An 18,061-nucleotide genomic window follows, 5' to 3' on the forward strand; every position below is an offset into this window, starting at 1 on the left:
TCAGCCCGCCTTGCGCTGCCGTTCGGCCATCCCGAGCACCTCGGCGAGAAACGCGCCGGTGTGGCTGGCCTCGTTCTTCGCCACCTGCTCAGGCGTGCCCGTGGCGACGATCGTGCCGCCGCCGGAGCCGCCCTCGGGACCCAGGTCGACGATCCAGTCCGCCGACTTGATGACGTCGAGGTTGTGCTCGATGACGAGCACGCTGTTGCCCTTGTCGACGAGCCCGTTCAGCACCTGGAGGAGCTTCCGGACGTCCTCGAAGTGCAGACCCGTGGTCGGCTCGTCGAGCACGTAGATCGAGCGGCCGTTGCTGCGCCGCTGGAGCTCGGTGGCGAGCTTCACGCGCTGCGCCTCGCCGCCCGACAGGGTCGTGGCGGCCTGCCCCAGGCGCACATAGCCGAGGCCGACGTCGACGAGCGTCTTCATGTAGCGGTGGATGGCCTGGATCGGCTCGAAGAACTGCTCGGCTTCCGCGATCGACATCTCGAGGACCTCGGCGATGTTCTTGCCCTTGTAGTGCACCTGCAGGGTGTCGCGGTTGTAGCGCTTGCCGTGGCACACCTCGCAGTCGACGTACACGTCGGGGAGGAAGTTCATCTCGATCTTGAGCGTGCCGTCGCCGGAGCACGCCTCGCAGCGGCCGCCCTTGACGTTGAAGCTGAACCGCCCCGCCTTGTAGCCGCGCACCTTCGCCTCGGGGGTGTCGGCGAAGAGGTTGCGGATGCGGTCGAAGACACCGGTGTAGGTCGCCGGGTTCGACCGCGGCGTGCGGCCGATCGGCGCCTGGTCGACGTGCACGACCTTGTCGAGGTGCTCGAGGCCCGTCACCCGCGTGTGCTTGCCCGGCACGGTGCGGGCGCCGTTCAGACGCTGCGCGAGCACCTCGTAGAGGATGTCGTTCACGAGGGTGGACTTGCCCGAGCCGCTCACGCCGGTGACCGCCGTCAGCACCCCGAGGGGGAAGTCGGCGGAGACGTTGCGGAGGTTGTTGGCGCGGGCGCCGACGACCGTCAGCATGCGCTTGCGGTCGATCTTCCGGCGCTTCTTCGGCGTCTCGATCGCGCGGCGCCCCGAGAGGTAGTCGCCCGTGAGCGAGCGCTCGTCCTGCACGAGGGCGGTGAAGGGGCCGGAGTGGATGACCTCGCCGCCCTCGATGCCCGCGCGGGGTCCGATGTCGACGACCCAGTCCGACGCCTCGATCGTCTCCTCGTCGTGCTCGACGACGACGAGGGTGTTGCCGAGGTCGCGCAGCGTGACGAGCGTGTCGATGAGCCGGCGGTTGTCGCGCTGATGCAGGCCGATCGACGGCTCGTCGAGCACGTAGAGCACGCCGGTGAGTCCGGTGCCGATCTGCGTGGCGAGGCGGATGCGCTGCGCCTCGCCGCCCGAGAGCGAGCCGGCGGCGCGGCTGAGCGTGAGGTAGTTCAGGCCGACCTGGATGAGGAACTCCAGGCGCACGCGGATCTCGCGGAGGATCTGCGCGGCGATCTGCTTCTCGCGGTCGGTGAGCACGACGTCGTTCATCATCGCGAGCGTGTCCTCGAGGCTGAGGTCGGCGGTCTCGGCGATCGAGCGCCCGTCCACCTTCACGGCGAGCACCTCCGGCTTCAGACGCGCGCCGTTGCAGACGGGGCACGGCACCTCGCGGAGGTACTCCGCCCAGCGCGACCGCGTGGTGTCGGTCTCCGCCTGCGCGTACTGGCGCTCGATGTAGGGCACGACGCCCTCGAACCCGCTCGCGTACCGCACCTCGCGGCCCCAGCGGTTCTTGAACCGCACGTTGACCTTGTAGTCCTGGCCGAGGAGGACGGCGTCCTTCACGTCCTGCGCGAGGGCGCGCCAGGGGGTGTCGAGCGAGAAGTTCATCTCGTCGGACAGCCCCTCGAGCAGCCGCTCGTAGTACTGGAAGAGGCCCTTGCCCTGCGTCGTCCACGGGACGATGACGCCCTCGCGGATGGACAGCTCCTCGTCGCCGAGCATGAGCTCGACGTCGACCGACATGCGGGTGCCGAGGCCGGAGCACGCCGGGCAGGCGCCGAAGGGCGCGTTGAAGGAGAAGGTGCGCGGCTCGATCTCGGTCAGCTGCAGGGGGTGACCGTTGGGGCACGCGAGGCGCTCCGAGAAGGACTGCCAGGCGTCGTCGCCCTCCTCGTCGACGAAGTTCACCTGCAGCACGCCGCCGGCGAGCCCGAGCGCGGTCTCCACCGAGTCGGTCACGCGGCCGAGGATGTCGCCGCGGGCGACGAGTCGGTCGACGACGACGGCGATGTCGTGCTTGTACGACTTCTTGAGGACGGGCGGCTCGGCGAGCTGCACGAGCTCGCCGTCCACCACCGCGCGCGCGTAGCCCTTGGCCGCGAGCTCCTTGAAGAGGTCGACGAACTCGCCCTTCTTCTGCGTCACGACCGGGGCGACGACCTGGTAGCGCGTGCCCTCCTCGAGGGTCATCAGCTGGTCGGCGATCTGCTGCACGGTCTGGCGCTGGATCCGCTCGCCGCACTGCGGGCAGTGCGGCACGCCGATGCGCGCCCAGAGGAGGCGGAGATAGTCGTAGATCTCGGTGATCGTGCCGACGGTCGAGCGCGGGTTGCGGTTGGTCGACTTCTGGTCGATGGAGACGGCGGGGCTCAGTCCCTCGATGAGGTCGACGTCGGGGCGGTCGACCTGCCCGAGGAACTGGCGCGCGTAGGCGCTCAGCGACTCGACGTAGCGGCGCTGCCCCTCGGCGAAGATGGTGTCGAACGCGAGGCTCGACTTTCCGGAGCCCGAGAGGCCCGTGAACACGACGAGGGAGTCGCGCGGGATGTCGAGGTCGACGTTCTTGAGATTGTGCACGCGGGCACCGCGGACACTGATCTTTCCGGGCGAGGCGACGGGGATGATGGGCACCTCACAATCCTAAGGACCGCCACGGACACGCGGACCTTTGTTCGACGCTTCGCTCAGCGGACTCGAAGACGCGGCCCGAGAGCGCACCGCCGCGGACCGCTCGGAGACCCCTTGGCCCGGCTCATACCCCGGCGCATACTGAGGACGAGAGGAGATGATCATCATGGAGAGCGGAGTCCGACACGCGCACCCGCATCTCCGGGAGCGGATCCGCGCCGCCGGCGGCGTCTACGAATGGGCGAACGACATGCTCATCCGGATGGCCGGCCCCGCGCAGCTGGGCGACGGCCCTGGCTCGCCGTGCGTCCACTGCGGCCACCCGCGCATCGACCACGTCGAGCGCGACGGCGAGCTGCGCTGCCCGGAGGAGTGAGCGCCTCCTGGTCCGTGCCGAGCGAGCCCGGCACGGACCGCTCGCTCAGGCGTGTCCGGCCTTCTCCATCTGCCGCAGCGCGCGCTTGAGGTCCTGCACCTCGTCGCGCAGGCGTCCGGCGAGCTCGAACTTGAGCTCCTCCGCCGCCGCCAGCATCTGCTGCGTGAGTTCGGCGATCGTCTCCTCCAGCTGATTCGCACCCTCCGCGGCGATGCCCTCGCGCCGGCGCACCGGAGTCGGCGTCTTGCCCTTGCCCTTGCCCGACTTCGTGCGCGCGGAGTCCCGCTTGGACAGCAGATCGGCGGTGTCGGCCTCCTCGCGCGTGATCGCGTCGGTGATGTCGGCGATCTTCTTGCGCAGCGGCTGCGGGTCGATGCCGTGCTCGAGGTTGTATGCGATCTGGATCTCGCGGCGACGCTCGGTCTCGTCGATCGCCTTGCGCATGGAGTCGGTCATCGTGTCGGCGTACATGTGCACCTGGCCCGAGACGTTGCGCGCGGCGCGGCCGATGGTCTGGATGAGCGAGGTCCCCGAGCGCAAGAACCCCTCCTTGTCGGCGTCGAGGATAGCCACGAGCGACACCTCGGGGAGGTCGAGTCCCTCACGGAGGAGGTTGATGCCCACGAGCACGTCGTACACGCCCTGCCGCAGCTCGGTGAGCAGCTCCACACGGCGCAGCGTGTCGACGTCCGAGTGCAGATAGCGCACCCGCACCCCGTGCTCGCCGAGGAAGTCGGTGAGCTCCTCCGACATCTTCTTCGTGAGCGTCGTGACGAGCACGCGCTCGTCGCGCTCGACGCGCAGGCGGATCTCCTCGAGCAGGTCGTCGATCTGCCCCTTGGACGGCTTCACGACGATCTCGGGGTCCACGAGCCCGGTGGGGCGAATGATCTGCTCCACCACGCCGTCGGCGATCCCCATCTCGTACTTGCCGGGCGTCGCCGACAGGTACACGGTCTGGCCGATGCGCTCCTTGAACTCGTCCCAGCGCAGCGGCCGGTTGTCCATGGCGCTCGGCAGGCGGAAGCCGTGCTCCACGAGCGTGCGCTTGCGCGACGCGTCGCCCTCGTACATGGCCCCGATCTGCGGCACGGTGACGTGCGACTCGTCGATGACGAGCAGGAAGTCGTCGGGGAAGAAGTCGAGCAGCGTGTGCGGCGGCTGCCCGGGCGCGCGCTGGTCGAGGTGCCGCGAGTAGTTCTCGATGCCGGAGCAGAAGCCCAGCTGCTCGAGCATCTCGAGGTCGAACGTCGTGCGCATCTTCAGCCGCTGCGCCTCGAGCAGCTTTCCCTGCTTCTCGAACTCCTGCAGCCGCTCCGCCAGCTCCACCTCGATCGTCTTGATCGCGCGCTGGATGGTGTCGGTGCCGGCCGCGTAGTGGGTCGCGGGGAAGATGGCGACCGCGTCCATCCGCTCGATGACGTCGCCGGTGAGCGGGTGGAGCTTGTAGAGCGCCTCGATCTCGTCGCCGAACAGCTCGATGCGGATCGCGAACTCCTCGTAGACCGGGATGATCTCGATCGTGTCGCCGCGGACGCGGAAGTTGCCGCGCGAGAAGTCGACGTCGTTGCGGTTGTACTGCATCGAGACGAACTGCCGGATGATCGCATCGCGGTCGTACCGCTCCCCCACCTGCAGCGCGATGAGCGCGCGCAGGTACTCCTCGGGCGAGCCGAGGCCGTAGATGCAGGAGACGGTGCTGACGACGACCGCATCGCGGCGGCTGAGCAGCGTGTTCGTCGTCGAGTGCCGCAGTCGCTCGACCTCCGAGTTGATCGACGAGTCCTTCTCGATGAAGGTGTCCGTCTGCGGCACGTACGCCTCGGGCTGGTAGTAGTCGTAGTACGAGACGAAGTACTCGACGGCGTTGTTCGGCATGAGGTCGCGGAACTCGTTCGCGAGCTGCGCGGCGAGCGTCTTGTTGTGCGCGAGCACGAGGGTCGGCCGCTGCACCTGCTCGATGAGCCAGGCGGTCGTCGCGGACTTGCCGGTGCCGGTCGCTCCCAGCAGCACGACATCGGTCTCACCCGCGTTGATGCGCGCGGCGAGCTCGGCGATCGCCTTCGGCTGGTCGCCGCTCGGCAGGTACTCGCTCACCACCTCGAAGGGCCGGACGCTGCGTGTGGTCTGCATGCTTCCAGCCTAGAAGGGGCCTCCGACATCGAGGGCGGTCGGGCGGAAGCGGATGCGCGCACCGGGCGGCGTCTGCGCGGCGAGGTCCAGGTCGTCCGTCACCACGCACGCGATCACGGGGTATCCGCCGGTTACGGGACGGTCCCGCAGCAGCACGACCGGATGGCCGTGGGGCGGCACCTGCACGGCGCCCGCGGCCATCCCCTCGCTCGGCAGCTCCGCCGTCACCGCGCGCTCGAGGGCGCGGGCCCCCTCGAGGCGGATGCCGACGCGATCCGACCGCGGCGTGACCGTCCACTCGTCCTCGAGGAAGCGCCGCACGCCATCCCCCGTGAACCAGTCGTCGCGCGGCCCCAGGACCACCCGCAGCACGACCGTCTCCCCGGCAGCGGGCAGGCGCGGCGGCGGCGCGAGGGATGGCCGCGCCACGGCGGCACGGACGGCCGCCGGCCCGCGCAGCGGCACGACGTCGCCCGCCCGGAGCGGCGCGGCGCCTCGCTCACGCGACCCGAGCCCCGCGAGCGTGTCGGTCGCGAGGCTGGCGAGCTCGGGGGCGAGGGCGATCGCACCTCGGACCGCGATCACGCTGCGCAGCCCGCGCCCGGCCCATCCCGCCACGAGCTCGTCGCCGTCGTGCACGGCGACCGGGGTCTCGCACGGCACCGCCTCCGTCGTGCCATCCCGGTGCACCAGGGTCGCTCCCAGGTCTGCGCCCGCCCGTGCGACGACTCCGGCGCCGCGGAAGCGCAGCGTCGCGCCGCCGGCCAGCAGCTCGAGCGCCGCGGCCTCGGGCGGATTCCCCACCGCGCGCTGTGCGGCGCGGTGCGCGCGCCGGTCCGCCGCTCCCGACTCCGCGACCCCGAGGCTCGCGCGACCGACGCGGCCGAGGTCCTGCACGAGCAGCTGCAGCCCCGGGTCGACGACCTCGATCGCGGGCGCCGTGCTGCGGTCCCCCGGCAGATCGACGGCACCGGTCGCGACCGCGGGCCGGGAGGACGCGCCGGCCCGCGGCGGCGCCCCCGCGACCGTGAAGCCCGCGGCCGCGAACCGCACGACCGTGCCGGGCGCGAGGAGCGCGGGCGGCTCGCGGTCGGCGTCCCACAGCTCCGCGTGGGTCCGCCCCACGAGCTGCCAGCCGCCCGGACTCTCCCGCGGGTACACGCCCGAGTACGGGCCCGCGAGCGCGACCGCCCCGCGCGGCACCCGTGTGCGCGGCGCGGACCGACGCGGCACGTCGAACAGCGGATCGTCGCACACGAGGTAGCCGAACCCCGGCGCGAACCCCGTGAAGGCGACCCGCCAGCGCGCGCCCGTGTGCCGCCGCACCAGCTCCGCTGCGCTCACTCCCAGGTACGCGGCGACCTCCGGGAGGTCCTCGCCGTCGTACGCGACCGCGATCTCCACCTCGCGCCCGACGACGGGCGCCGATGCGGCGAGGGGCAGCGAGCGGATGGCCGTGGCCACCTCCGCGACGCGCCGCGGGTCGCACCGCACGAGCACCGTGCGCGCGGCGGGCACCAGCTCCTCGACGCCCGGCAGCTCGGCTGCGGCGAGCGCGGCGTGCAGCCGCTCGGCCGCGGCGAGGTCGGCCACCTCGACGAGAAGCGCGCGGTCCCCCGCGGGCAGCACGCGTCTCATGGGGCGAAGGGCGCGAGCGGGATGCCCTCGGCTTCGAGCGCGCGTCGGACGGCGACCGCCATCGCCACGGCGCCCGGGCTGTCGCCGTGCACGCAGATCGAGTCCGCCCGCAGCCGCAGCGCCGTCCCATCGACGGCCGCTACCTGCCCGTCGCGGACGAGCCGGGCCATCCGCCGCGCCACCTCGTCGACGCCGTGCAGCACGGCGCCGGGCTGGCCGCGCGGCACCAGCGCGCCCGAGGCGAGGTAGCCCCGATCGGCGAACGCCTCGGTCGCGGTGCCGAGCCCCGCACGCTGGGCGGCGTCCAGCAGCGCGCTGCCGGGCAGTCCGAGGACGGGCAGCGTGGGGTCCACCGCGCGGACGGCCGCCACGACGGTCCGCGCGCGGCTCGCGTCCGCGACGGCGTCGTTGTAGAGCGCGCCGTGCGGCTTGACGTAGCGGACCCTCGTCCCCGCGGCGCCGGCCATCGGCACCAGGTCGGCGAGCTGCCCCTCGAGATCGGCCTGCAGCGCGGCCGCGTCCACGTCGAGGGAGCGGCGGCCGAACCCCTCGAGGTCGCGATAGCCCGGGTGCGCGCCCACCACGACGCCGCGGCGCGCGGCGGCCGCGAGCGTCGAGCGGATGCCGTCCGCGGTGCCGGCGTGCGCTCCGCACGAGACGTTCGCGCTGGTGACGACGTCGAGCATCGCCTCGTCGTCGCTCACGACCCGACCCGGCGCGTTCTCGCCGAGGTCGGAGTTGAGGTCGATCACGGCCCCGCGGTGAGCGACCGCCACAGCTCGTCGGTCTGCGCGCGCGTCTCGCCGAGGGTGCCGGAGGTGTCGATGACGACGTCGGCGAGTGCGAGGCGCTCGTCGTCCCCCGCCTGGTTCGCGATGCGCGCGGCGGCGTCGGCCTCCGTCATGCCGCGCTGCTCCACGAGCCGACGGCGGCGGATGTCCGCGGGCGCGTGAGCGACGACGACGCGGTCCCACTCCCCCGCGCCGCGCGCCTCGGCGAGAAGGGGCACGTCGTACACGACGACCGTGCGCGGGTCGGCGTCGAGCGCGGCGCGGAACCGGCGCTGCGACTCCTCCTTCACCGCCGGGTGCACGATCGCGTTGAGCCGGGCGAGGCGCTCGCGGTCGCCGAAGACCACCGCTCCGAGGGCCGCGCGGTCGAGCGCGCCGTCGACGGTCAGCACCTCGGGCCCGAACTCGGCCGCGATGGCCGCGAGCACGGGCTGACCGGGGGCCTGCAGCTCGCGGACGAGCGCATCGGCGTCGACGACGACGGCGCCGTGCTCCGCGAGCCGACGGGCGATGGTCGACTTGCCCGAGGCGATCCCCCCGGTGAGTGCGACGAGTGGCATGCGGTCAGTCTAGAAGGGCGGACGGATGGCGGCGGCGCGGCTGCTGGGCGCCGTCCCGTCCGTGCGCGGGCTGATGCGGATGGCCGCGAGGATCGTCGCCGGGGAGAGCGGCCGGCACGCGGCGGCGCCCCCGTCGGGGAGGATCACCGCCGGCGCGGAGACCGGTTGCGAGGCGAGAGCCGCCGCTCCGGACAGCACGGCGACCGCCGCCGCGCCCTCGAGAGGAGGCATCGCTCCGACCTCCGTCTCGATGCGCGCCGCCGAGCGTCGCACCATGACGTTGAGCACGCGTGCGTCCCGACCCTCCGCTTCCGCGACGACCCGGTCCTCGCCGCGGAAGGAGATGGCGGCGTGCCGCGCCACGCGGTGCACCTCGCCCTCGATGTCGAGGACGAGGCCCTCCTCGCTCAGGGGGATGAGCACGCGATCGAGTCCGGGAAGGGCCGAGAACGGCGCCCGCCCGGCGATGTCGGCGACGCTCAGGCGCCAGGCGGGGCGGCGCACCAGCACGCGGGTGATCCCGAGGCCGTTCGCCCAGGGTTCCGGCGCGACGTCGGACAGGCGGACGATGATCGGCTCCGCCCGGTGCTGGTGTGCCATGCCGTGCTCCTACTCGACGGCCGTCGGTCCGGTCTCGCCCGTGCGCACGCGGATGACCTGCAGCACGTCGGTGACCCAGATCTTGCCGTCGCCGATCGCCCCCGTGCGCGCGGCCTCCTGGATCGCGGTCAGCGCGGCGTCGAGCTTCTCGTCGGTCACGACGATCTCGAGGCTGATCTTCGGCAGGAAGTCGACCTTCACGCGCTGCGAGCGATAGACCTCGACCTTGCCGGTCTGCGTGCCGTGCCCCTTGGCGTCGTAGATGGTCATGCCGGCGACGCCGACCTCCGCGAGCGCGGACTTGACCGGTCCCAGCGCGCTGGTCTGCAGCACGGCGGTGATGAGCTTCATGTCGTCTTCCTCTCCGTCGCGCTCAGGAGCGGACGTCGTCCAGGTGGTAGGCGGTCTCGGCGTGGAGGCTCGTGTCGAGCCCCGCCGTCTCGGTGCCGTCGTCGACGCGCAGGCCCATCGTGATCTTCAGCAGCCACGCGATGAGCGCGGTCACGATGAAGGTGTACGCGAAGACCGAGACGGTCGCAACGAATTGCGTCCCCAGCAGGCCCCAGCTGCCGCCGAAGAGGATGCCCCGCGCGCCGGCGGGCGACGAGGGGTCGGCGAGGAAGCCGATCGCGAGCGTTCCGAAGATGCCGGGGAGCAGGTGGATGGCCACGGCGTCGAGCGCGTCGTCGTATCCCAGCCGCTCCTTCAGCCCGAGCGCGAAGAAGGCCACGACCCCGGCGAGCGCGCCGATGACGAGCGCGCCCATGGGCGAGACCGAGTTTGCGGCCGGCGTGATGCCGACGAGCCCGCCGAGCATGCCCGAGACGGCCCCCAGCGAGGTCGCCGCCTTGCGCACGATGCGCTCGACGACGAGCCAGCCGAGCAGACCCGCGCATGCGGCGACGAGCGTGTTCGTCACCGCCACGCCGGCGCTGTCGTTGATGCCGCCCGACGAGCCGCCGTTGAAGCCGTACCAGCCGACGAGCAGCAGCCCGCCGCCCACGATCGCGATGGGGAGGCTGCCGGGACGCCCGACGTGGGGGAACCCGCGACGCCGCCCGAGGAACAGCGCGAGCACGAGCGCCGCCACGCCCGCGTTCATGTGCACGGCGGTGCCGCCCGCGAAGTCGATGGCGTGCATGCCGTTGGCGATCCAGCCGCCCTGGGTCGAGCCGTCGGCCGCGTCGAACGCGAACACCCAGTGCGCGACGGGGAAGTAGACGAGCAGCGCCCAGAGTCCGCTGAAGACGAGCCACGCCGAGAACTTCATCCGCCCCTCCACGGCCCCGCCGATGATGCCCACGGTGAGGCCCGCGAAGATCAGCTGGAACACCGCGATGAGGATCGCGGGCACCGCGCCCTCCGGCGTCTCCGCTCCGAGGAGCGACTGGATGCCGAGCAGACCGGCCGGGTCGCCGATGAGGCCGGCGCCGCCGACGGAGTCGCCGAGCGTGAGCCCGTATCCGACGAGCACCCAGAGCACCGCGGTGACGGCGAAGCCGCCGAACACGATCATCATCGTGTTGAGGATGTTCTTCGTGCGGGACAGACCGCCGTAGTACAGCGCGAGTCCCGGCAGCATGAGGGTGACGGCGACCGTGGCCGTGAGCATCCACGCCGTGTTCACCTGCGAGGTGATATCCATCTCGATCTCCTTCCTTTCGAACTGGATCAGCGGGTGAGCAGGTGCTCGAGCACCGCGGTGAGTGCGTCGACGCCGGCCGCCACGTCGGCGGCCCCGGCTGTCTCGGCGGGGGTGTGGGAGGCTCCCGTGGGATTGCGCACGAAGAGCATCGCGGTGGGGACGACCGCGGCGAGCACGCCCGCGTCGTGTCCCGCACCGGTGTCGAGCACGGGCGCTCCGGGCAGCGCGCCGCGCATGAGGGCGCGGAGGTCCTCGTCGAAGGCCACGGTGGGCGAGAACGACTGCTCGGTCATGACGACCGCGCACCCCTCCGCCGCCGCCGCGCGCTCCGCGTCGGCCGTCACCTCGGCGATGATGCGGCGCACCGCCTCCTCGGAGCGATGCCGCACGTCGATCCACAGGTCCGCCGACGACGCGATGACGTTCGTGCCGCCCGGCGTGACCTTCAGGCGTCCGACGGTGCCGCGCGCGTCGTCGACGGCGAGCGCGCGCTCCCGGACGCTGCGGATGGCGTCGGCCGCGACCACGACGGGATCCTGGCGATCGGCCATCCGGGTCGCCCCGGCGTGGTCGCCGCGCCCCTCGATGCGCAGGTGCCAGCGCCCGTGCGCGATGATCGCCCCGGCGAGCGCGACCGGGCGGTCGAGGTCGACGAGACCGCGCCCCTGCTCGACGTGCAGCTCGACGAAGGCCGAGACCTCCGCCAGGCGATCGGTGTCCGCGCCGATGCGCGCGGGATCGAAGCCCGCGTCCGCCGCGACCTCCGCGTAGCTCCGGCCCGACTCGTCGGACAGCCGGCGCACCCGCTCGGGGTCCACCGCGCCGGCGAGGAGTCGGGAGCCGAGGCAGGCGACGCCGAAGCGCGAGCCCTCCTCCTCGGGGAACACCGCCACCGCGAGCGGGCGCCGGAGCGTCACGCCGCAGTTGCGCAGACGATCCACCGCGGCGAGCGCGCTGACGACGCCGAGCGGGCCGTCGAAGCCGCCGCCGCCGGGGACCGAGTCGAGGTGCGACCCCGTGACGATGGCGTCGTGACGGTCGCCGGGGTCGCGCCCGGGAACATCCCACCACGCCCACATGATGCCGTTGCCGTCCGTCTCGACGTCCAGACGCCGGGCGGCGGCCTGCTGCGTGAACCAGTCCCGGAGCATCAGCTCGGCGGGCGAGAAGACGAGACGCGTGTAGCCGCCCCGCTCCGCGTCGACGCCGATGTGCGCGATCTCCGCCAGCAGCGCGTTCGCGTCTCCGTGTGCGCTCACGTCACACCTCCGCGAATCGCTGGCCGACGGCGCGGAACCGCTCGCCCGCCGTGCCGCTGCCGGAGACGAGATCGAGCACGAGCTCGCCGAGGAGCGGCGCGAACTTCGCGCCCTGCCCCGAGCAGGGCGAGAGGACGGTGATGCCCTCGGCTCGGTCGATGATCATGTCCTCGTGCGGCACGTTGGTGAACAGGCACGTCGTCTCCGCGTAGGGCTCGGGGTCGAGACCGGGCGCGAATCGGCCGACGAAGCCGGCCACCCGTGCGCGATTCGCGGGGTCGATGCGGGCGTCCTGGTCGCGGGCGGAGCGGATGACGCGGCCGCCGTTGTACTCGGCCACCTTCTGGCCGCCGAATCCCGCGTCGCGTCCTCCCGGCAGTCCGTACGTCTGGATGTCCTCGCCCTTGTAGATGAACGTCGGCCAGCTCGTGGCCGCTCCGGATGGCGTCTCGCCGCGGTCGGACGCGTCGCGGTACGGGAAGTGGAAGGCGTTCTCCTGCCGGACCTGGAAGTCCGGGAGCGCGCGCAGGAAGCCCTCCGGAAGGTCCAGTCCGTCGAGGAGCGCGGGCAGCCACCCGCCCGCCGCGACGATCACCTGATCGGCGTGCACGGTCTCGCCGGTCGCCGACGCGATGACGTACCCGGTGGATGCCGCCCGCACCGACACGACCTCCCACCCCGTGCGCACCTCGGCCCCCGATGCGCGCGCGAGATCGAGCATCGCGGTCACCGATCGCTCGGCGTCGATGACGCCGGCGCCCGGGTGCCACAGCACGTCGCCGTCGAAGGCGAGCCCATCCCACCGCTCCTGGGCCGCGGAGCGAGAGAGCATCTCGTGCTCCACGCCCGCGCCCTCGAGCACGCGAGCGAGCCGGTGGGGGTCGCGGACGGCGCCGAAGTCGAGCGATCCGCTCGGCGTCACGAGGGTCGCGCCGTGCGCGGCCTCGAGCTCGTCCCAGCTGCCCCGCGCCCGCACGACGAGCTCGGTGTAGAAGGGATCCGGGTATGCGTAGCGGAAGATGCGCGCCGAGCCGTGGGAGCTTCCCCCGGCGGACGCGGGAGCATCCCGCTCGAGCACGAGCACCTCGGCACCCGACTGGGCGAGCCGCCAGGCCGCGGCCGCGCCGCTGAGACCGGCCCCGATGACGACGTGCTTCGCCGTGGTCTGCGCCGACATCAGGCGAGGTCCGGCGCGTTCCAGAGGTTCAGCTGGGTGCCGATCCCCATCTCGACGGCGTTCTCGTAGACGGTCTTCGCCCACGCGACGTCCTCCACGCCCATCCCGCCGACGCTGAACAGCACGGGCTGCTCGTCGAACTCGCGCCCGACGGCGGTGCCGTCGAGCACGTCGCCGATGTTCACGACGCGCGACTCGTCGAGCTTCCCGAGGCCGATGAGGTCCTGCCAGTACAGGCCGATCATGCCGAACGCGGTCTCGTGGGACGGGGCGGGGTACTCCTCCGCCCACGCCTCGTAGATCTTCTTCGCGTCCGCGATGAGGCGGGCCTTCCCCGAGAGGGTGTACTCCTCGTCCATCTTGAGATTCGCCGGCAGGCTGAGGAACGCCCCGGGCTTGATCCAGTCCCCGTCGATGTAGGGGTAGTTCTCCGATCCGACCAGGCCCGTGACCGCCTCCGAGACGATGTCGCTGTCGCGCACGGCGGCCTCGACGGTGTCGGCGATCTCGATCGTCGTGAACTGCGGGTAGTGCTCCTTCACGTACGCGGCGAAGGACTCCGAGGTGGAGCGGCGGCGCCCGTTGATCCGGATGGTGTCGAGGGAGGGGCGGGCCGTCGTCATCGCGTGCAGCGCGCTCTTGTTCATCGCGCCCGGGCCGATGATGCCGAGGGTCTTCGCGTCGACGGGAGCGAGCTTCTTGGCGGCGGCGCCGGGGACAGCGGCCGTGCGGTAGGCGCTCTCGAGGTTGCCCGACATGATCGCGAAGGGGGCGCCGGTCTCCTTGTCGTTGAGCACGATGAGGTGGATGGAGCGGGGCAGCCCCTTCTCCCGGTTGTCGATGTTCGACCCGTACCACTTGACGCCGGCGGCGTCGAAGCGCCCGCCGAGATACGCCGGCATCGCCATGAAGCGGCGGTCCGCGGCGTCGAGCGGCATGCCGGGGAACGGCGAGGACGGGGGGAAGCTGATCTGCGCGCCGTGCGAGTTCCACGTGCTCCCGGCCATCCGATAGTCGCCCTTGGCGACGAGCACGAGCACCTCCTCCATCACCTCCATGCAGCGGGCCATGTCCTTCATGCCGGCGGCGATGACCTCGGGCTCGCTGAGGTAGAGCATGTCGATACGGGTGTCGGATGGGAGTTGTGCGCTCACGGGTATTCCTTCGGAAGTCGGGTGGTGCTTCCCCCTCAGAGAAACTCATTTCGGGAATTCAGGTCAAATATCTTTTCGCGCGGAATTCATAGCGCGATGCTCGCAATATGCCCGAAACATATCGGTAATATCCGAGCCCTATCGTCACCTCATGGAGATCCGCCAGCTGCGCTATTTCCTGGCCGTGGCGGAGGAGCTGCACTTCGGTCGGGCGGCCCAGCGTCTCCATATGTCGCAGCCGCCGCTCAGCGTGCAGGTGGGGCGCTTGGAGGAGGAGATCGGCACGGCGCTCTTCGAGCGCAGCACCAGGCGCGTGAGCCTCACCCCCGCGGGAGTTCATCTGCGCATGCGCGCGAAGGAGATCCTCGAAGACGTCGACGCGGCGGGCCGGGAGATGCGCGAATACGCAGACGGTCTCGTCGGTCGCCTTTCCGCGGGATTCGTGAGCTCCGCGAATTACACCGTCCTCCCCGGCGTCGTGCAGCTCTTCCGCGCTCGTCGCGAGAATGTCGAACTGGCTCTCGTTCCGCTGACCTCCGGGGAGCAGTTCGAGAGACTGCGCGCGGGCACCCTCGACGTCGGCATCGTGCGCGACGAGCTGCCCCCGGGCGACGCGCACGCCCCGGCGCTCGTCACCGAGGTCGTGTACGAGGAGCGCCTCGTCGCGTGCGTCCCCGTGACGCATCCGCTCGCGACGCGCGCGGAGCTCGCGCCCGCCGACATCGTCGAGGCGCCCATGATCGCCTACCCGCGGTCGCTCATGCCCGGGTTCGTCGACCGCGTCTCGGCGGCGCTGGCCTCGGCCGCTCGCGCGCCGATGGTCGTCGAGGAGGTCGTGCACCAGGAGACCGCCCTCAGCTTCGTCGCCGCGGGCGTGGGACTGAGCGTCCTGCCGGAATCGGTCCGCCAGCTCGTGCCGCCGTCGATCGCGGTCGTGCCGATCGCGGGATCGCCCACCACCCGGCTCCTCGCCGCGCACCCGGCCGGCGGCGACGACCATCCCGCCCGCTCCGCCTTCGTGGACTGCCTGCGCGAGGCCGCGCGCGCTCTCGCGGCGGCGAGAGCGGTCTGATCGCCGCCGCCCGCTTCCGCGAGCGGGAGAATGGTGGGGATGCCCTCCTCTTCTCGACCCGTCATCGCGATCATCGGCGCGGGCCCGCGCGGCGTCTCGCTCCTCGAGCGGCTCGGCGCGAACCTCCCCGCCGACGCCGAGCTCGACATCCACCTCGTCGACGACACGCAGGTCGGCGCCGGGCGGATCTGGCGCACCGAGCAGCCGCGCGAGCTCTGCATGAACACCCTCGCCGACGCCGTCACGCTCTTCACCGACGACGCCGCCAGCATCGCCGGCCCCGTGCGGCCGGGGCCGACGCTGTACGAGTGGTGCCAGCTCGCCCGTCATGCCGCGCTCGACGATGCGGCCGAGGTCGTCGCCCGGATCCCCGCCGCGCACGTCTCCGCCTTCCGCCGCGTGCCCGTGCGGGCGGGGCTCGTCGACGACTACCGCGCAGAGCTCCGTGACCAGCGCCCCGAGTCCCACCCGTCGCGCTCGCTGTACGGCGAGTACATCGCCTGGTGCCTCGCGCACGCGCGCGCGGCGCTGCCGGCGGGGGTGGTCGTGCACGAGCACCTCGGCCGCGTGCAGGCCACGCGACGCGAGGCCGGGCGCGAGGTGCTCGACCTCGGCGACGAGCAGCTCGTGGCCGACGCCGTGGTGGCGGCGACCGGATGGCTCGCGCGCGCGGTCACCGCGGAGGAGCGGCGCATCCTCGCCGCCGTGGACGGCCATCCGGATCTCGTCTGGGTGCGGCCCGACTCCCCCGCGGATCAGACGCTCGACGCGGTGCCCGACCGCGCGACGGTCATCGTCCGCGGGCTCGGCATGGGCTTCTTCGACGCGATGGCGCTGCTGACCGTCGAGCGCGGCGGCGTCTTCGTCGAGGACGCCGAGACCCCGACGGGACTGCGCTACGTCCCCTCGGGTCGCGAGCCGGTGCTGCACGTGACCTCGCGCCGCGGCGTGCCGTTCCGGGCGAAGACGCAGTACGGGTCCCTCCCGCCGCGGGCCCCCATGCACCACCTCCGCGGCGTCGACTGGACGGCCGTGCCGCGCCCCATCGACTTCGACGCGCGCGTGTGGCCCCTCATCCTCCGGGATGCCTTCGCCGCCTACCACGCCACGCTCGCGCGCGTGAAGCCGGGCTCGGTGGAGCTCGATGCCGCACTCGCGGCCATCCGGTCGGCCCCGCTGGAAGCCGACGGGGCGGCCACCCGCACCCGGATCGACGCGCTCGCCGACGCCGTCGCGCCGTTCGTCGCCGATGCGGCGGACCGGCTGGACCTCGCCGCGGCGATCTTCCCCGGCGACGGCGAGACGTGGCCATCCCCTGCCGCGTTCGACGCATGGGTCGCGCGGTTCGTCGCCGACGACCTCGCGGAGGGGGCGCGCGGTGCGGACAGCGCGCTCAAGGCCGCGCTGTGGTCCATCGCGTCGGCGCGCGGCATGGTGAGCCGCATCGGCGCGTTCGGCGGCTTCGACGCGGAATCTCGCGCGTCGGGCTTCCGCACGCTGATGACGGTCGGCGGCATGGTCGGGTCGGGCCCGCCCGCGTTCCGGAGCCGGCAGCTGCTCGCCCTCATGGCGGCCGGGCTCGTCCGGTTCATCGGCCCGGCCGGCGCGGTCGACGTCGCCGACGGCGCGTTCCACGCCTCGTCGCCGGCGGTCGCCGGGTCCGGCGTGTCGGCGGCCGTGCTCGTGGACGCGTGGATGCACGCGCACGACCTCGCGCAGACGGCGGACCCGCTCGTCCGCTCGCTCGCCGCGGCGGGGCGCGTGCGGCCCTTCGCCGCGCCGTCGCGGCTCGAGGGCGACGTCGACACCGGCGGGTTCGACGTGGAGCCCGAGTCCGGGCGGATCGTCCACGCCGACGGCACGGTCGACGACGCGTTCCACGTGGCCGGCATCCCCCTCGACGAGACCATGCACGACGCGATCATCAGCCCGATGCCGCGCACCGACCCCACCATGCTGCGCGAGACCGATCGCGTGGCCCGATCCCTCATCGCCGCAGCCCGTGCGGCCCGAACCAGGAGCGCCTCATGACAGAGAACCGACCCACCGCCGTCGTCACGGGAGCCACCGGAGGCATGGGAGCCGAGATCGTCCGCGACCTCGTCCGCACGCACCGCGTGGTCGCGCTCGGCCGCCGCGCCGACGCCCTCGCCGCGCTGGCGGAGGAGACGGGTGCGGAGACGCGCCGTCTCGATGTGACGGACCGCGACGCTCTGGCGGCCCTGGCCGCGGAGCTCGACCGCGTCGACGTCCTCGTCCACGCGGCGGCTCTCGGCGACCACATCTCCGTCGAGGACGCCACCGAGGACGACTGGACGCGGATGCTGTCGACGAACGTCGTGGCGCCGTCGCTCCTCACCCGCGCGCTGCTGCCGCAGCTGCGCGCGAGCGTCGCCACCGTCATCTTCATCGGCTCCGGCGCCGGCACGAAGGCCGCGCCGGGCAGCGTCGTCTACACCGCCTCGAAGCACGCCCTCCGCGCGGTCGCCGACGTGCTGCGCCTGGACGAGGAGAAGCACCGCATGCGCGTCGTCACGATCGCGCCGGGGCAGACCGACACGCCGATGCTGCGCGCGGGCATCCCCGCGGAGAACTACGCGGCGGAGCGGTACATCCAGCCGTCGACCGTCGCGGCGTCGGTGCGGTACGTCGTCGATCTCCCCGACGACGCGCACATCACCGACATCGCGTTGCGCCCGCGGCAGGAGATCGCCCGCCTCTGAGCCGATGGCCGCCGTCGGCCGGGCGTCCGGCCGGCGCGGTCCTCGGC

The 18,061-nt window shown here is 72.4% G+C and carries 15 protein-coding genes; 4 read left to right on the top strand and 11 right to left on the bottom strand.

Going from position 1 to position 18,061, the window contains the following annotated elements:
* Complete coding sequence (gene uvrA / locus D7D94_RS05155; RefSeq protein WP_156241609.1) at window positions 1–2,889, bottom strand: excinuclease ABC subunit UvrA; 2,889 nt, start codon at window positions 2,887–2,889, stop codon at window positions 1–3.
* A gap of 154 nt (window positions 2,890–3,043) precedes the next feature.
* Between uvrA and D7D94_RS05160 the strand changes: the two genes are divergently transcribed.
* The gene (locus D7D94_RS05160; RefSeq protein WP_156241610.1) at window positions 3,044–3,262 is read left to right on the top strand and encodes a hypothetical protein; all 219 of its coding nucleotides are present in this window, start codon (window positions 3,044–3,046) and stop codon (window positions 3,260–3,262) included.
* A gap of 45 nt (window positions 3,263–3,307) precedes the next feature.
* On the opposite strand, the gene uvrB is transcribed toward D7D94_RS05160, so the two are convergent.
* Genes uvrB through D7D94_RS05210 form a run of 10 tightly spaced genes read right to left on the bottom strand, consistent with a single transcriptional unit; the run spans window position 3,308 to window position 14,219 of the window.
* On the bottom strand, window positions 3,308–5,395 hold the full coding sequence (gene uvrB, locus D7D94_RS05165; protein WP_156241611.1) for an excinuclease ABC subunit UvrB: 2,088 nt from the start codon (window positions 5,393–5,395) through the stop codon (window positions 3,308–3,310).
* Between the two features lie 9 nt (window positions 5,396–5,404).
* Window positions 5,405–7,033, bottom strand: a complete 1,629-nt coding sequence (locus D7D94_RS05170) for a 5-oxoprolinase subunit B/C family protein (RefSeq protein ID WP_156241612.1) — start codon at window positions 7,031–7,033, stop codon at window positions 5,405–5,407.
* Window positions 7,030–7,809, bottom strand: a complete 780-nt coding sequence (locus D7D94_RS05175; RefSeq protein ID WP_156241613.1) for a LamB/YcsF family protein — start codon at window positions 7,807–7,809, stop codon at window positions 7,030–7,032. Before D7D94_RS05175 ends, D7D94_RS05170 begins: the two co-directional genes overlap by 4 nt.
* Window positions 7,782–8,384, bottom strand: coding sequence for a dephospho-CoA kinase (coaE, locus tag D7D94_RS05180; protein WP_156241614.1), 603 nt, complete (start codon window positions 8,382–8,384; stop codon window positions 7,782–7,784). Before coaE ends, D7D94_RS05175 begins: the two co-directional genes overlap by 28 nt.
* 9 nt (window positions 8,385–8,393) lie before the next feature.
* The gene (locus tag D7D94_RS05185; RefSeq protein WP_156241615.1) at window positions 8,394–8,984 is read right to left on the bottom strand and encodes a HutD/Ves family protein; all 591 of its coding nucleotides are present in this window, start codon (window positions 8,982–8,984) and stop codon (window positions 8,394–8,396) included.
* A gap of 9 nt (window positions 8,985–8,993) precedes the next feature.
* On the bottom strand, window positions 8,994–9,335 hold the full coding sequence (locus D7D94_RS05190) for a P-II family nitrogen regulator (protein ID WP_156241616.1): 342 nt from the start codon (window positions 9,333–9,335) through the stop codon (window positions 8,994–8,996).
* Window positions 9,336–9,357: 22 nt separating this feature from the next.
* Window positions 9,358–10,629 carry an ammonium transporter gene (locus D7D94_RS05195; RefSeq protein ID WP_156241617.1) on the bottom strand — a complete coding sequence of 424 codons (1,272 nt, stop codon included), beginning with the start codon at window positions 10,627–10,629 and terminating at the stop codon, window positions 9,358–9,360.
* Window positions 10,630–10,655: 26 nt separating this feature from the next.
* The gene (locus tag D7D94_RS05200) at window positions 10,656–11,888 is read right to left on the bottom strand and encodes an allantoate amidohydrolase (RefSeq protein WP_156241618.1); all 1,233 of its coding nucleotides are present in this window, start codon (window positions 11,886–11,888) and stop codon (window positions 10,656–10,658) included.
* 1 nt (window position 11,889) lies between these two features.
* The gene (locus D7D94_RS05205; RefSeq protein ID WP_156241619.1) at window positions 11,890–13,065 is read right to left on the bottom strand and encodes an FAD-dependent oxidoreductase; all 1,176 of its coding nucleotides are present in this window, start codon (window positions 13,063–13,065) and stop codon (window positions 11,890–11,892) included.
* Window positions 13,065–14,219: a tyramine oxidase subunit B gene (locus D7D94_RS05210; protein WP_246171880.1), complete on the bottom strand. Its 1,155-nt coding sequence runs from the start codon at window positions 14,217–14,219 to the stop codon at window positions 13,065–13,067. Before D7D94_RS05210 ends, D7D94_RS05205 begins: the two co-directional genes overlap by 1 nt.
* Before the next feature lie 151 nt (window positions 14,220–14,370).
* Between D7D94_RS05210 and D7D94_RS05215 the strand changes: the two genes are divergently transcribed.
* From D7D94_RS05215 to D7D94_RS05225, 3 genes are read left to right on the top strand one after another with little or no spacing between them, the layout of a single operon-like run.
* The gene (locus D7D94_RS05215) at window positions 14,371–15,291 is read left to right on the top strand and encodes a LysR family transcriptional regulator (protein WP_156241620.1); all 921 of its coding nucleotides are present in this window, start codon (window positions 14,371–14,373) and stop codon (window positions 15,289–15,291) included.
* A gap of 39 nt (window positions 15,292–15,330) precedes the next feature.
* The gene (locus D7D94_RS05220; RefSeq protein WP_173024239.1) at window positions 15,331–17,322 is read left to right on the top strand and encodes an FAD/NAD(P)-binding protein; all 1,992 of its coding nucleotides are present in this window, start codon (window positions 15,331–15,333) and stop codon (window positions 17,320–17,322) included.
* Window positions 17,319–18,014, top strand: a complete 696-nt coding sequence (locus D7D94_RS05225) for an SDR family oxidoreductase (protein WP_156241622.1) — start codon at window positions 17,319–17,321, stop codon at window positions 18,012–18,014. Before D7D94_RS05220 ends, D7D94_RS05225 begins: the two co-directional genes overlap by 4 nt.
* Window positions 18,015–18,061: the final 47 nt, after the last annotated feature.

It is taken from the genome of Microbacterium oryzae (assembly GCF_009735645.1).
Lineage (GTDB): Bacteria > Actinomycetota > Actinomycetes > Actinomycetales > Microbacteriaceae > Microbacterium > Microbacterium oryzae.

Bases quoted from the DNA above. Each gene is read 5' to 3' on its own strand.
- D7D94_RS05185 (WP_156241615.1), bottom strand. From the start codon at position 8,984: ATGGCACACCAGCACCGGGCGGAGCCGATCATCGTCCGCCTGTCCGAC.
- D7D94_RS05190 (WP_156241616.1), bottom strand. From the start codon at position 9,335: ATGAAGCTCATCACCGCCGTGCTGCAGACCAGCGCGCTGGGACCGGTC.
- D7D94_RS05195 (WP_156241617.1), bottom strand. From the start codon at position 10,629: ATGGATATCACCTCGCAGGTGAACACGGCGTGGATGCTCACGGCCACG.
- uvrB (WP_156241611.1), bottom strand. From the start codon at position 5,395: ATGCAGACCACACGCAGCGTCCGGCCCTTCGAGGTGGTGAGCGAGTAC.
- D7D94_RS05220 (WP_173024239.1), top strand. From the start codon at position 15,331: ATGCCCTCCTCTTCTCGACCCGTCATCGCGATCATCGGCGCGGGCCCG.
- D7D94_RS05160 (WP_156241610.1), top strand. From the start codon at position 3,044: ATGATCATCATGGAGAGCGGAGTCCGACACGCGCACCCGCATCTCCGG.
- D7D94_RS05215 (WP_156241620.1), top strand. From the start codon at position 14,371: ATGGAGATCCGCCAGCTGCGCTATTTCCTGGCCGTGGCGGAGGAGCTG.
- D7D94_RS05170 (WP_156241612.1), bottom strand. From the start codon at position 7,033: ATGAGACGCGTGCTGCCCGCGGGGGACCGCGCGCTTCTCGTCGAGGTG.
- coaE (WP_156241614.1), bottom strand. From the start codon at position 8,384: ATGCCACTCGTCGCACTCACCGGGGGGATCGCCTCGGGCAAGTCGACC.
- D7D94_RS05225 (WP_156241622.1), top strand. From the start codon at position 17,319: ATGACAGAGAACCGACCCACCGCCGTCGTCACGGGAGCCACCGGAGGC.
- D7D94_RS05205 (WP_156241619.1), bottom strand. From the start codon at position 13,065: ATGTCGGCGCAGACCACGGCGAAGCACGTCGTCATCGGGGCCGGTCTC.